This is a genomic window from Pseudomonas salicis (genome assembly GCF_057128705.1).
Genome location: NZ_JBSKHU010000006.1, coordinates 213,670 through 228,106 on the forward strand (window position 1 = coordinate 213,670; position 14,437 = coordinate 228,106).

Genomic DNA, 14,437 nt, shown 5'->3' on the forward strand with positions numbered 1-14,437 from the left:
GGGTCTTAGGACGGAAGGCAACGGACAGCCGCTTCTGGCCGCAGGCCGTGGGAGCTGGCTTGCCTGCGATCTGCTGCAAAGCAGTAGCAATACCTGAAGACTCAATATGCCTGACACACCTCAGACCTCGCCTTTACTGCCGCTACGCGCCAGATCGTAGGCAAGCCAACTCCCACGGCCTTCGGCCAGGACCAAAAGCCAGACCGCATCGCCCCCGGCACTCCTAAGGCCTGCGGCCAAAAGCAAAACCGGCAATAGCTACTCCAATATCGTCACATCCGGCAATTCCATCGCCTGCACCTCGCCCTGGAGGAAATCGCTCAGGCGGCGCAACCGCTCTCCCCCCGGGCGGGTTTTGGGCCAGACGAGGTAGTAGTTCTCGCCGCTGACCACCGCCGTACGCCACGGAAGACTGAGCCGGCCTTGGAGAACGTCTTCGGCCACCATCAGCAGGTCGCCCATCGACACCCCATATCCCCGCGCCGCCGCGATCATCCCCAGCTCCAGCGTGTCGAACACCTGCCCGCCCTTGAGCGAGACCTGATCCGACAAACCCATGCGCTCAAGCCAACTGCGCCAATCCCGGCGATCCGGCGTGGGGTGCAGCAATTCGGCGCTGGCCAGTCGCGCAACATCCCAAGGCACGTCATCAAGCAGGCTGGGCGATCCCACCGGAATCAACAGTTCCGGAAACAGATAGGTCGCCTCCCATTCCGGGGGGAAATGCCCACGACTCAGCAACACCGCGCAGTCAAACGGCTCCTGAGCGAAATCGACGTTATCGATGTCCATCCACGCGCTCGTCAGTTGCACCTCATTGCCCACCTGCAAATGACGAAACCGGCTGAGCCGCGCCAGCAACCAGCGCATGGTCAGCGTCGAGGGTGCTTTCATGCGCAAAATACCCTCTTCGGCCATCAGCGCACTGCACGCGCGCTCCAGTGCCGAGAACCCTTCACGAACCCCCGGCAACAGCTCCCGAGCCGCTTCAGTCAGTTGCAGATTGCGCCCGTTGCGGCGAAACAATCGGCAGGCAAAGTGCTGCTCAAGGGTGTGAATGTGCCGACTGACCGCGCTTTGTGTGATCGACAGTTCTTCGGCGGCGCGGGTAAATGAGCTGTGCCGCGCTGCAGCTTCAAATGCACGGAGCGCATACAAAGGCGGAAGACTACGAGGCATCGGGCTCATTCCTCTTGGCGTGATGGCGATCTCGGCACTGTACTGCAAAATCGTCAGGATGAGTTTTACTCATGCCAATGATCGTATTTATCCCTTTGTGCATTACGCCTCGAATCACGACAATGACCTGCTCATCAATGCCTCACCCCTCCCGAGCGCCGCGAACATGCAACAGAAAGCCTTCAAAGAACTGTGGATCATCCTGCGCGTGGCCGGGCCGCTGATCGCGTCGCAGATGGCGCACATGCTGATGGTCTTCACCGACACGGTGATGATGGGCAAGCTCGGCCCGGAGTCTCTCGCGGGCGGTGGGCTGGGGGCGGCGAGCTATAACTTCGTTTCGTTTTTCTGCGTGGGCGTGATGGCCGCGGTGGGCACGCTGGTGTCGATTCGCAAAGGCGCCAATGATGATCTCGGCGCGACCCGGCTGACTCAAGCAGGCCTCTGGCTCGCATGGGGCATGGCGCTGGTCGCCGCGCTGATTCTCTGGAACCTGACGCCGATTTTGCTGCACTTCGGCCAGGCCGAAGCCAACGTTCACATGGCCAGCCAATTCCTGCTGACCTTGCCGCTGGCGCTGCCGGGCCTGCTGAGTTTCATGGCGTTGCGCGGGTTCACCAGCGCGTTGGGCCGTGCGACGCCGGTGATGGTGGTGAGTCTGGTCGGGGTCGCGGCCAACTTCGGTCTCAACTACGCCTTCATTCACGGCCTGTTCGGTTTGCCACACTGGGGCTTGATGGGGATCGGATTGGTCACCGCCATCGTCACCAACAGCATGGCGCTGGCACTCTGGCTGCACATTCGTTACCACAAGGTGTACGCCGCGTACCCTTTACACGTAGGCCTGATGAGCCTGTCGCGCGCCAGCCTCAAAGAGTTGTGGCGGCTGGGCCTGCCGATTGGCGGCACCTACGCGGTGGAAGTCGGACTGTTCACCTTCGCAGCCTTCTGCATGGGCGCGATGGGCAGCACGCAGATGGCGGCGCACCAGATCGCGCTGCAGTCGGTGTCGATGGCATTCATGATTCCCGTCGGGATTTCCTACGCGGTGACGATGCGCATCGGCCTGCATTACGGCGGCGGCAATCTGCTGCAGGCGCGTACAGCCGGGCGCGTGGGCATCACCTTCGGAGGGCTGCTGATGCTGGCGTTCGGGGTTCTGTTCTGGGTGGCGCCGCACTTGGTGATCGGGCTGTTCGTGGACCTGAACGACCCGAAATATCAGGACGTCGTCGAACTGGCCGTGAAGCTATTGGCGATTGCCGCGTGGTTCGAGATTCTCGACGGCACGCAGACCATCGCGATGGGCGCCATTCGCGGCTTCAAGGATGCCAAGACAACGTTTCTCATCGGTTTGGCCAGCTATTGGGTCGTCGGCGCACCCTTGGCGTGGGGCTTGGGTTTTCTCGCGAATCAAGGGGCGGAAGGTGTGTGGTGGGGCTTGGCGGTCGGGTTGCTGTGTTCGGCAGTCGCACTGACCTACGCCTTCGAACACAAGGTCGCCAAGCTGCTGCGTAAAGAAGCGACGGGCGTTGTGGTGATGGGCTGACACACACCCCGGCTTCTGTAGGAGTGAGCTTGCTCGCGATGGCGACGTGTCTGTCACGTTATCAGTGCCTGACACACCGCCATCGCGAGCAAGCTCACTCCTACAGATGAAGCGTGAAACCGCCACCGTCGGCAAGCGCGCTCCTACAGGTAAGGTCGGGGGCACTTCACAGCCCCTGCGCCACCCGCCCTTTTTGATCGAACATCAGGTAATCCAGCAATTCCGGCAGCGCGAGCGGGTGGCTGATGAGATACCCCTGCGCCTGATCGCAACCAAAGCTGCGCAGCAACGCCAATTGCTCCGGCGTCTCGACCCCTTCCGCCACCACTTCCAGACTCAGGTTGTGCGCCAGATTGATCATGGCGTGCACCAGCTTGCGGTTTTCCTCGCGCTGCTCCATCTCGCCCACGAAGCTCTTGTCGATCTTGAGCAACGTGATCGGCAGGCTGTTGAGGTGCACGAATGATGAAAAGCCGGTGCCGAAGTCGTCCAGCGAGAACCGCACGCCCAAGCGTCCCAGCGCATCCATGGTCTGCTTCACCAGATCGCTACGGCGCATGACCGCAGTTTCAGTCAGTTCGAACTCCAGCCACTGCGCATCCACGCCGCGATCACTGATCAGGCGGTCGAGGGTCGGCAGCAGCTGATTGTCCTGGAACTGGCGGAACGACAGATTGATCGCCATGTGCAGCGGCGGCAGGCCTTTTTCCCGCAGCGTCTGCATGTCGCGTAAGGCGCGGGAAATCACCCAGTAGCCCAGAGGCACGATCAACCCGCTCTGCTCGGCCAATGGCACGAATTCGCTGGGCGGCAACAGCCCGCGCTCGGCATGGCGCCAACGCACGAGGGCTTCAAGGCCGAGGATTTTCCCGGTACTCAGGCACAGACGCGGCTGGTAATGCAGCTCCAGCTCGTCACGCCGCAACGCCCGGCGCAGCTCGCTTTCCAGATCGGCGAGGCTGCGAGCGTTGCGATTGATGCGTTCGTTGAAGACGTGGAAGGTGCAGCCCTGAATGCCTTTGGCCTGCTGCATCGCGATGTGCGCATGCCACATCAGCGGATCAGCCCCGGCGTCAGCGCGGGCATGGGCGATCCCGAGGCTGCAACCGATCAGCAGGCTTTCGCCATCGACCCAGTAAGGCTCGGACAGCGCTTCGGTGATGCGCTCGGCCATCCATTCAGCGCGATCCGGCGCACGGCGGGTATCGATCAAGAGGGCGAATTCATCGCTGCCCAGACGGGCCAGTTGATCGCAGGCTTCGAGCTGGCTCTTCATCCGCGCCACGACCTGCAGAATCAAGCGGTCCCCGGCCTGATGGCCCAGCGCGTCGTTGGCTCGACGGAAATTGTCGAGGTCCAGATGTCCCAGCGCCAGCCCTCGCCCATCGAACTCGACCAGGCGCGCCGCGAGCAACGTCTGAAACCCCTGACGGTTGGCGATGCCAGTCAGCGGGTCTTGCTCAGCGAGACGTTGCAGGGTGTTTTCCAGCAGCCCCCGTTCGCGCACATGACGCAGGCAGCGGCGCAGGCTTTGGGTATTCAGGGCTTCACGAATCAACCAATCACTGACGCCCACAGGGTCAGTATCAGGTTCGACATCGAGCAACAGCACCGTCGGCCAACTGCACTGACCGGCCGCAGGCTGCAAGGCGGGGGTGGTGAAGAGGATAAAAGAATGCGAGGGGTCATCAGGCTGGCCAATAGCGTCCCAGCTCGACGCGCAGTCGAGAAAAACGGCTTCCCCCAAGGGGGCCAGGCACTCGCGCAATATCGCTGGCCATTCCGGCGTGTCCGCCAGAAGCAGCAAACGCAAGGGTTCGACAGGCGTAGACAAGCTAGCTCCCCACACAAACAAAAGACATCGGCGCCCATTCAAACGAGGGGCGTCAAACGCGTTGATTCATCGCGTGCTGCGCAAATGTAACAAAACGGCGAAATATAGATAGCGTGACGCATCACAGTGTCGGACGGTCGCTGCACAATCCTTCGACCCTGTTAAAATGCCCGCCCATTTTGCAAGCGATCCCCTTTTCCTCATGTCCCGACTCAATCCCCGGCAACAAGAAGCCGTGAACTACGTCGGCGGCCCTCTTTTGGTGCTCGCCGGTGCTGGCTCCGGCAAGACCAGCGTGATCACCCGCAAGATCGCTCACCTCATTCAGAACTGTGGCATCCGTGCGCAGTACATCGTCGCCATGACCTTTACCAACAAGGCGGCGCGAGAAATGAAAGAGCGGGTCGGCACCCTGCTGCGAGCCGGTGAAGGACGTGGCCTTACGGTTTCGACGTTCCACAACCTGGGCTTGAACATCATCCGCAAGGAACATGCGCGCATGGGATACAAGCCGGGTTTCTCGATCTTCGACGAGACCGACGTCAAGGCGCTGATGACCGACATCATGCAGAAGGAATACTCGGGCGACGACGGCGTCGACGAGATCAAGAACATGATCGATTCCTGGAAAAACGACCTGATCCTCCCTGCGGAGGCCCTGACCAACTCGCGCAACCCCAAGGAGCAGACCGCCGCCATCGTCTACACCCACTACCAGCGCACGCTCAAGGCGTACAACGCGGTGGACTTCAACGACCTGATCCTGCTGCCGGTGAAGCTGTTCCAGGAACACGCCGACATCCTCGAAAAGTGGCAGCACAAGGTCCGTTACCTGTTGGTGGACGAATACCAGGACACCAACGCCAGTCAGTATCTGCTGGTGAAGATGCTCATCGGCACCCGCTGCCAGTTCACCGTGGTGGGCGACGACGACCAGTCGATTTACGCCTGGCGCGGCGCGCGGCCGGAAAACCTGATGCTGCTCAAGGACGATTACCCGTCGCTGAAAGTGGTGATGCTGGAGCAGAACTACCGCTCCACGAGCCGCATTCTGCGCTGCGCCAACGTGCTGATCGCCAACAACCCCCACGCGTTCGAAAAACAGCTGTGGAGCGAGATGGGTCACGGCGACGAAATCCGCGTCATCCGCTGCAAGAACGAAGACGCCGAAGCCGAGCGCGTGGCGGTTGAGATTCTCAGTTTGCACTTGCGCACCGACCGGCCTTACAGCGATTTCGCGATCCTCTATCGCGGTAACTATCAGGCCAAGCTCATCGAGCTGAAGCTTCAACACCACCAGATTCCGTATCGCCTTTCGGGCGGCAACAGCTTCTTCGGGCGTCAGGAAGTGAAAGACCTGATGGCCTATTTCCGCCTGCTGGTGAACCCGGATGACGACAACGCTTTCCTGCGCGTGATCAACGTGCCGCGCCGGGAGATCGGCTCGACCACGCTGGAAAAGCTCGGCAACTACTCCACTGAGCGCAAAGTGTCGATGTACGCCGCCACTGACGAAATCGGTCTGGGCGAACATCTGGACAGTCGCTTCACCGACCGCCTCAAGCGCTTCAAGCACTGGATGGACGGCGTGCGCCAGCAGTGCGCGACCCAAGACCCGATTGCGGCCCTGCGCAGCATGGTCATGGACATCGATTACGAGAACTGGATTCGTCAGAACAGCTCCAGCGACAAGGCCGCCGATTACCGCATGGGCAACGTGTGGTTCCTGATCGAAGCGTTGAAGAACACGCTGGAGAAAGACGAAGAAGGCGGCATGACCATCGAAGAGGCCATCGGCAAGCTGGTCTTGCGCGACATGCTCGAACGTCAGCAGGAAGAAGAGGACGGCGCCGAAGGCGTGCAAATGATGACGCTGCACGCCTCCAAGGGTCTGGAATTTCCTTACGTGTTCATCATGGGCATGGAAGAGGAAATCCTCCCGCACCGCTCCAGCATCGAGGCCGACACCATCGAGGAAGAGCGCCGTCTGGCCTACGTGGGCATCACCCGCGCCCGTCAGACGCTGGCGTTCACCTTCGCGGCCAAGCGCAAGCAATACGGCGAGATCATCGACTGCCTGCCCAGCCGATTCCTCGACGAACTGCCCCCGGATGATCTGGCCTGGGAAGGCAACGACGACACACCGACCGAAGTGAAAGCCGTTCGCGGCAATACGGCATTGGCGGACATTCGCGCCATGCTGAAAAGATAAACCGACATTTCGCGCATTTGCGCCCTGAGGAACAGCAACGTGGAAGCACTGCACAAGAAAATTCGCGAGGAAGGCATCGTACTTTCCGACCAGGTCCTGAAGGTCGACGCGTTTCTGAACCATCAGATCGACCCGGTCCTGATGCAGCAGATCGGTGACGAGTTCGCCACGTTGTTTGCCGATTCGGGCATTACCAAGATCGTCACCATTGAAGCATCGGGCATCGCCCCGGCGGTGATGACCGGTCTGAAACTGGGCATTCCGGTGATCTTCGCGCGCAAGCACCAGTCGCTGACCCTGACCGAAAACCTGTTCTCGGCGACGGTTTACTCGTTCACCAAGCAGACCGAAAGCACCATCGCCATTTCCACCCGGCACCTGAACAGCAGCGACCGCGTGCTGATCATCGATGACTTTTTGGCCAACGGAAAAGCCTCCCAGGCGCTGATTTCGATCATCAAACAGGCTGGCGCGACCGTGGCCGGTTTGGGCATCGTGATCGAGAAGTCCTTCCAGGGTGGCCGCGCGGAGCTGGACGCGCAGGGCTATCGTGTAGAGTCATTGGCACGGGTGAAATCGCTGAACGGCGGCGTGGTGACGTTCGTCTAAACACTGGCCCATGGGCGGCATGCATTAGTCATTGTAGGAGTGAGCTTGCTCGCGATTCCGGTTTACCAGACACGTCTTCATCAACTGGCACACCTTGATCGCGAGCAAGCTCACTCCTACAGGTAGCTGCCAACAAACGGAGAGAAGCATGAACATCGGTGAAAAGCTGAGCGTAGAAGCGTTCTTCGATCCGCACACCTGGACCATCAGCTACCTGGTCGTGGACCGCTCGACCCTCAAGGCCGCGCTAATCGACAGCGTGCTGGATTACGATCACAAATCCGGGCGCACCAAGACCGAGTCGGCGGACAAGCTGATCGCCCGCGTGCGTGAACTGGGCGTCTCGGTGGAGTGGATTCTGGAAACCCACGTCCACGCCGATCATGTCTCCGCAGCGGCGTACTTGAAGGAACAGCTGGGTGGGACGGTCGCCATCGGCAGCCACATCACCCGCGTGCAGAAAGTCTTCGGCACGCTGTTCAACGCCAAAGGCGAGTTCGCCCGCGACGGCAGCCAGTTTGACCGGCTGCTGGAGGATGACGCGCATTTCCAGATCGGCACCCTGCAGGCCCGAGCAATGCACACCCCCGGCCACACGCCTGCGTGCATGACCTACCTGATCGAAGTGAATGGCGAGACGGTGGCGTTTGTCGGCGACACGCTGTTCATGCCGGATTACGGCACGGCGCGTTGCGACTTCCCCGGCGCCGATGCGCGCATGCTTTACCGTTCAATTGGCAAGATCCTCACCCTGCCGCCGCAAACACGGCTGTTCATGTGCCACGACTACCTGCCCAACGGGCGCGAGTTGATGTACATGACCACCGTCGCCGAGCAGCGTGCCAACAACATTCACATCCGCGAAGGCATCGACGAAGACGCGTTCGTGCAGATGCGAGAAACCCGCGACGCCACCCTCGACATGCCCGTGCTGATCCTGCCATCGGTGCAGATCAACATGCGCGGCGGCCACCTGCCGGAGCCGGAAGACAACGGCATGCGGTATCTGAAAGTGCCGATCAATGCGTTGTGAGTGCTGATGCGCTCGCAACCCTGACCTGTAGGAGCGAATTCATTCGCGAAAGGCCGGTGCAGTCGGCAAATCCCTATCGACTGTACGTACGTCTCGCGAATAAATTCGCTCCCACAGGAAATCTCCGTTCGGTGCACCCAGCGCTGAACCCTCACCACAGATTCGCTCCCGTCGGGACCTGCTAGAAGGCGCTTTTCCCAGATGAATGAACACGAACTGATCGGAGCCGGCCTCGGTACGGTCATTGGAGCGGTACTCGCGCTGACAGGTGCGGGCGGTGGCATTCTTGCGGTGCCGTTGCTGGTGTTTGGTCTGGGTCTGACGATGGTTGAAGCCGCGCCGGTCGGGCTGTTGGCGGTTGGCCTGGCGGCAGCGGTGGGCGCGTTGCTTGGGTTGCGTCAGGGCATCGTGCGGTATCGCGCAGCGTTGTTCATCGCCGGGATCGGCATCTGCCTTTCGCCGGTCGGGTTGTGGCTCGCGCATCGTCTGCCCAACACGCCCCTGGCGCTTGGGTTCTCGCTGGTGTTGCTGTACGCCTGCGGGCGTATTTTCAGAAAGGCCACGCTTGAACTGCACCACGGGAAGCCTGCCGAACGCGCGGCGTTTCTGCCTTGCGTGCTCAACCCCCTCGAAGGCCGTCTGCGCTGGACCCTGCCCTGCGCCCGCTTTCTGGCGATCACCGGGATGCTGTCCGGTTTGCTCTCGGGACTGTTGGGCGTCGGCGGCGGTTTCGTGATCGTCCCGGCACTGACCCGCTACACCGACCTGAACCTGAAAAGCATCGTCGCGACCTCACTGGCCGTTATCGCGCTGGTCTCCACCGGCAGTGTCATCACGGCCAGCGTCACTGGCGCGATGCATTGGGCCGTCGGCCTGCCGTTTGCGATAGGCGCCGTGGTTGGGTTGATGGCGGGGCGGCAGGTGGCAGGATTTCTGGCAGGGCCCCGCTTGCAACAGCTGTTCGCGATCAGCGGGTTCTGCGCGGCGGCGTTGTTGATCATCAAGTCTGTCGCTTAACGCCCCTGCAGGAATGCACTTAGCTATCGCGCCTGACGCAACTTCATGTAGGAGTGAGCTTGCTCGCGATTGCGGTGTGTCAGTCACTGAATAAGCGCCAGACCACGCGTTATCGCGAGCAAGCTCACTCCTACAGGAGGATCGCATGTGACGTCGGATAGCTAACCAACCGTCGCCTGCAACCCCGCCAGCAACAGCCGCTGATACAGCTCCTCCCGCAGCCCTTGTGGATCATCCAGCCCCATGCGCCGCAGGTGTTCAGGAAACGCCTTCGGCTCCGGCGCCTCAAGGGTCGCCTTGCCCAATTCGATAATCTCCGTGAGCTTGAACTTGCTCTTCAACCAGTTCAGCGCCCGCAGCAAATCACGCTCTTCAGCACTGAAATCACTGCCCAGCGGGTATTCGACGAACAACGCCGGGAAACGGTCGCGAATGTCTTTCAAGCGCTCCGGCGTGTTTTGGGTAAACAGCGGGTCGAGACGAAAGCCCTTCGGCAGCTTTCCGGCCTTCTGCGCCTGATCGATCAGCGCAGGCTGAAAGCGTGAATCAGTAATGTTGAGCAACGCTTCGATCACAGCCGCGTCAGTCTTGCCGCGCAAATCCGCAATGCCGTATTCGGTGATGACAACGTCCCGCAGATGTCGGGGAATGGTGGTGTGGCCGTACTCCCAGACGATATTGGAGCTGACCTCGCCGCCGGATTCTCGCCAGCTGCGCAGGATCAGGATCGAACGCGCATCCTCCAGCGCATGGGCCTGAGCGACAAAGTTGTACTGGCCGCCGACGCCGCTGACGACGCGACCGTCCTCCAGTTGATCGGAGACCGCAGCACCCAACAGCGTCACGGTGAACGCGCTGTTGATGAACCGCGCATCCCGCCGTTGCAGGCGCTTCAGGGTCTCATTGCCGTACAGCTCGTTGATGTAGCTGATCGCCGTCATGTCGATCTGCGCCATCTGCGCGGGCGAAAACTCGCGCAGGCGCTCATAAAAACTGCGCGGTCCCAGAAAAAAGCCGCCGTGAATCAGCACGCCATTCTCATGGATTGATTCGTCCAGCTCGCCCTCGTTGGCCAGCGTCTGCAGTTCGACAGTGGGATAGACCTTGCGCCGAATGATGCCCGCGTCGAGCAAGACCAACAGGCCGTTAACCAGCATTTCGCTGCAGCCGTACAGACCGGCCGCAAACGGCATGACCCCGCCTTCGGCCTCGATCAACGGCCTCCAAGTGGAAATGCCGTCCAGCTCGGCGAGGCACGCGCGATAGGTTTCGTTGTTGGCCTGCCGCGCCAGCAAGGCTGCGGTCAATGCGTCGCCCATCGAACCGATGCCGATCTGCAACGTGCCGCCATCGCGCACCAACGTGCTGGCATACAGGCCGATAAAGTGATCCTGAACGCCCACTGGCATGTTCGGTGTCGAGAACAGCGTGCTGCGCTCTTCGTGTTCGATCAGCAGGTCAAATGTGTCAGCACTGACCTCGGCGCTGCCCGGCATATAGGGGAGATCGACATGCACATGACCCAGCACCAGAATGGTTTCCCCTGCGGCGCGGCGCTTTTCCAGCATCCGCAAGAGGTCGAGGGTAATGTCCGGGTTGCAGCTGAGGCTCATGTGCTCAGGGCGCGCGGGGTCGTGGGCGATCAATTGCGCAATGAGGTTCAAGCCGCTGGCGTTGATGTCCCGCGCGGCGTGGCTGTAGTTGCTGCTGACGTAGTCCTGCTGCGCCTGCGCACTGCCCAGCAGACTGCCCGGCTGCATGAAAAACTGCTCGACCTGGACGTTCGGCGGCAGGCTGCTTTTGTGCAGATCGGCGAGGAAATCCAGCTCGGGGTAATCGCCGAACACGCGCTCCAGAAAAGGCTCAAGAAAACGTCCCTGCAAACCATCGCCCGCCTTGGGGCCCCCCAGACACAGCGCGGTGTAAATCGTCAGTTGCCGGTCCGGCAGGGATTTAATGCGGGCATACAGCGCGTTGGCGAAGCGATTGGGCTTCCCCAGCCCCAAGGGCATCCCCATGCGAATGTGCGTCGGCAGCTCGGCCAACACGTGATCGACGGCTTGCTCGATCGAGCAGGAATGCGGCATCCGGCCTCTCCTGGTTTGTTATTCGATGGAGCTTGGACCGGGGATGAGCGGGAATTGCTGCATGAATGCCGTAACCCATACCTGTAGGAGTGAGCTTGCTCGCGATCAAGGGCGATCAGTCAATGCATCTGCGCATGATACCCAGCCATCGCGAGCACGCTCACTCTTACAAAAATCCGATCAGTCGCGCCGGGTATCGATATTCACGAGTTTGTCTTCAATGAACTTGAGGTGCTGAAACGCGCCGTTGCGCGGGCCATAAACCCATAGGCTGACTTTGACGGCGTTCAGGCGAGGTACGCCATTGACGCGCGCCGCGGGCATTTGATCAACGCTGCTATCCGGCGGCCCGCACTTGTCGCGCACCACCGCTGCCGTGTCGCCCAGGCTGATTAGCGTAGTCCCGCAGCGCATCGTGGCGCTCGCAGTGCCCGCGAACAGCAACAGGGAAAACCCCAACCACCACGGCGCTCTGAGCATCCGAAAGCGTTTCCTTGAGTCACGGCTGACAGCCATCAAAGCCCCGACATTTTCTTGATCGCGCCCTTCAGCTCGTCATCCGAGCAGTCCGCGCAAGTGCCTTTCGGGGGCATGGCGTTGATGCCGGTGATTGCCTTGGCGAGCAACCCATCGAGGCCGCCCTGCTCCTTGACGCGTTTGCCCCAGTCAGCGCTGTCGCCAATTTTCGGCGAGCCCAGCAGACCGGTGCCGTGGCAGGCGTTGCAGTGTTTGCCGATCACATCATCCGGAGATTTGGCGCCGCCCGCTCCGCCTGCTGTGGCGGCAACGTCCATGCCCGGACATTCCTTGCCTTGAATGCAGACTTGTCCGACCGGTTCCAGTCGTTTGGCGAGGTCATCCTGGGTGGAGGCCTGGGCGGCGAACACCCAGTAGGCGAGCAGTGCAAGGGCCGTCAGGATCTTATTGGTATGGTTCACGCTCTCACCCTCATGGTGGCTATCACGTCCCTGCCGTCACGGGAGTCTGCAGGTGGCGAAAGTATAGCTCGTTGGTCGTCACATCCCTGTGCGAAGCAGGGCTGTCGGCGCGTCGACCTTGGCTTCGAGCTGAACCGCTGTCCCCCGCCTTACGCAGGGGATGGGTGTCACCGATCAGAAATTCGCGGGCGTCGCTGCGCTGATGAGGCGCGCTGGCACGTCGAACGGATTACGAAAGCGATGAGGTCGTGTGCTTTCAAAATAGTAGCTGTCGCCCGCTTCCAGCACATAGGTATCGAGCCCGACCACCAGCTCAAGGCGACCTTCGACCAGAATCCCGGTTTCTTCGCCTTCGTGAACGAGCATTTCCTCACCGGTGTCGGCGCCCGGCGGATAAACCTCGGTCAGAAATGCAATCGCCCGGTCGGGGTGGGACTTGCCGACGAGTTTCATGGTGACAGCACCGTCCGAAATATCGATCAGTTCACTGGCCTTGTAGACAACTTGGGTCGGATTCTCAGGCTCCAGCTCTTCGGAAAAGAACTCCACCATGGACATCGGGATGCCGCCCAGCACCTTGCGCAGTGAGCTGATCGAGGGGCTGACGCTGTTTTTCTCGATCATCGAAATGGTGCTGTTGGTCACGCCCGCTCTTTTGGCGAGTTCTCGTTGCGACAGACCTTTGAGTTTGCGAATGGATTGCAGTCGTTCACCGACGTCCAATGCGGGGGTCCTCCTGTTAATCAAGCACGGTCAAGTGGTCGCCATGATGGCAACAGCGTTCAGTATTTACAACACTTGAGCCCATTGCCAGATTAGCAAAGAGACTGGCGGCCACCAGGGGCCGCAACGGGATACAGCGAGCGGTGCGCTCAGCACCCGGAATAGAGCCTTGGCACGCGTTTCAGGTTGCAGAAAATCTGATACGGAATGGTGCCTGCATGGGCCGCGACGTCACTGGCCAGGATGTTTTTGCCCCAGAGCTCGACGCGACTTCCCAGACCGGCACCTGGCACGTTGGTGAGATCGACACAAAGCATGTCCATTGACACACGGCCCAGCAATTGGCTGCGATGGCCGTCGATCAAAACCGGCGTACCGGTAGGCGCTTGGCGCGGATAACCATCGGCATAACCCATCGCGACCACGCCAATGCGCATGGTGCGGTCAGTGACAAACGCGCCGCCGTAGCCCACCGGCTCACCGGCAGGCAGTTCGCGCACGCAGATGACTTTCGACTCCAGGGTCATGACCGGTTGCAGACGATCAGCCACCGACTGCGGCTGATCGAAGGGGGTCGCGCCGTACAGCATGATGCCCGGACGCACCCAGTCGCTGGGCACGCTCGGCCAACCCATTACACCCGGCGAGTTACGCAGACTCAGTTCTGCCCCCAGCCCTGCGCGGCCCGACTGGAATATCGCGACCTGTTCGTCGGTGCGTACGCTGTCCAACTCATCAGCGCGAGCAAAGTGGGTCATCAGCACGACCTTGCCGACTTTGTTCGTCGCCAGCAGACGCTGATAGGCCGCCTGATATTCAGCCGGATGAATGCCGACGCGGTGCATGCCCGAGTCCATTTTCAACCAGATATTCAGCGGCTTGCCGACCGCAGCCTTTTCAATGGCCTCCAACTGCCACAGCGAATGCACCACGCACCAGAAATCATGCTCGACGATCAGCGCCAGTTCATCCGCTTCGAAAAAGCCTTCCAGCAGCAAAATCGGCGCACCGATCCCGGCCTGACGCAGCTCCAGCGCTTCTTCAATACAGGCCACGGCAAAACCGTCCGCTTCGGCTTCCAGCGCCTGCGCCACGCGCACCGCACCATGGCCGTAGGCGTCAGCCTTGATCACAGCGAGGGCCTTGGCGCCGGTGGTTTCACGAGCCAGTTGGTAGTTGTGGCGAAGGGCTTGAAGATCGATGAGGGCGCGGGCTGGACGCATGGGGTGGGGCTCAGGTCTGGAGGTATTCGACGT

12 protein-coding genes are annotated in these 14,437 nt (G+C 60.8%); 5 read left to right on the plus strand and 7 right to left on the minus strand.

All coding sequences use genetic code 11. From position 1 onward, the window contains the following. Positions 1–258 precede the first annotated feature (258 nt). Positions 259–1,179 (minus strand): LysR substrate-binding domain-containing protein, encoded by a 921-nt coding sequence (locus ACWKWE_RS22440; RefSeq protein WP_483851734.1) that lies wholly within the window; start codon positions 1,177–1,179, stop codon positions 259–261. A gap of 166 nt (positions 1,180–1,345) precedes the next feature. Here ACWKWE_RS22440 and ACWKWE_RS22445 point away from each other — a divergent pair, with 166 nt between their 5' ends. Continuing rightward, entirely contained in the window at positions 1,346–2,728 is a 1,383-nt protein-coding gene (locus tag ACWKWE_RS22445) for a NorM family multidrug efflux MATE transporter (RefSeq protein WP_483851735.1), read from the plus strand. Between the two features lie 166 nt (positions 2,729–2,894). Here the strand turns inward: ACWKWE_RS22445 and ACWKWE_RS22450 are convergent, their stop codons facing one another. After that, positions 2,895–4,562: a putative bifunctional diguanylate cyclase/phosphodiesterase gene (locus tag ACWKWE_RS22450; protein ID WP_483851736.1), complete on the minus strand. Its 1,668-nt coding sequence runs from the start codon at positions 4,560–4,562 to the stop codon at positions 2,895–2,897. 202 nt (positions 4,563–4,764) lie between these two features. On the opposite strand from ACWKWE_RS22450, the gene rep reads away from it, so the two are divergent. From rep to ACWKWE_RS22470, 4 genes are all read left to right on the plus strand, one after another. Beyond that, positions 4,765–6,774, plus strand: a complete 2,010-nt coding sequence (gene rep, locus ACWKWE_RS22455) for a DNA helicase Rep (RefSeq protein WP_483851737.1) — start codon at positions 4,765–4,767, stop codon at positions 6,772–6,774. Positions 6,775–6,813: 39 nt separating this feature from the next. Next, entirely contained in the window at positions 6,814–7,383 is a 570-nt protein-coding gene (locus ACWKWE_RS22460) for a xanthine phosphoribosyltransferase (protein ID WP_483851738.1), read from the plus strand. A gap of 148 nt (positions 7,384–7,531) precedes the next feature. Next, on the plus strand, positions 7,532–8,416 hold the full coding sequence (locus ACWKWE_RS22465; RefSeq protein WP_483851739.1) for an MBL fold metallo-hydrolase: 885 nt from the start codon (positions 7,532–7,534) through the stop codon (positions 8,414–8,416). A gap of 201 nt (positions 8,417–8,617) precedes the next feature. Then, positions 8,618–9,433, plus strand: a complete 816-nt coding sequence (locus ACWKWE_RS22470) for a sulfite exporter TauE/SafE family protein (RefSeq protein WP_483851740.1) — start codon at positions 8,618–8,620, stop codon at positions 9,431–9,433. Positions 9,434–9,594: 161 nt separating this feature from the next. Here the strand turns inward: ACWKWE_RS22470 and ACWKWE_RS22475 are convergent, their stop codons facing one another. The 5 genes from ACWKWE_RS22475 to alr form a co-directional block, all read right to left on the minus strand. Further along, positions 9,595–11,520, minus strand: coding sequence for an acetyl-CoA hydrolase/transferase C-terminal domain-containing protein (locus ACWKWE_RS22475; RefSeq protein WP_483851741.1), 1,926 nt, complete (start codon positions 11,518–11,520; stop codon positions 9,595–9,597). Between the two features lie 180 nt (positions 11,521–11,700). Beyond that, positions 11,701–12,000, minus strand: a complete 300-nt coding sequence (locus tag ACWKWE_RS22480) for a DUF2845 domain-containing protein (protein WP_483851742.1) — start codon at positions 11,998–12,000, stop codon at positions 11,701–11,703. A gap of 35 nt (positions 12,001–12,035) precedes the next feature. Next, positions 12,036–12,458: a c-type cytochrome gene (locus ACWKWE_RS22485; protein ID WP_483851743.1), complete on the minus strand. Its 423-nt coding sequence runs from the start codon at positions 12,456–12,458 to the stop codon at positions 12,036–12,038. A 174-nt stretch (positions 12,459–12,632) separates the two neighbouring features. Beyond that, complete coding sequence (locus ACWKWE_RS22490) at positions 12,633–13,181, minus strand: cupin domain-containing protein (protein WP_074754671.1); 549 nt, start codon at positions 13,179–13,181, stop codon at positions 12,633–12,635. Between the two features lie 149 nt (positions 13,182–13,330). Beyond that, entirely contained in the window at positions 13,331–14,404 is a 1,074-nt protein-coding gene (gene alr / locus ACWKWE_RS22495; RefSeq protein WP_483851744.1) for an alanine racemase, read from the minus strand. Between the last annotated feature and the right edge of the window lie 33 nt (positions 14,405–14,437).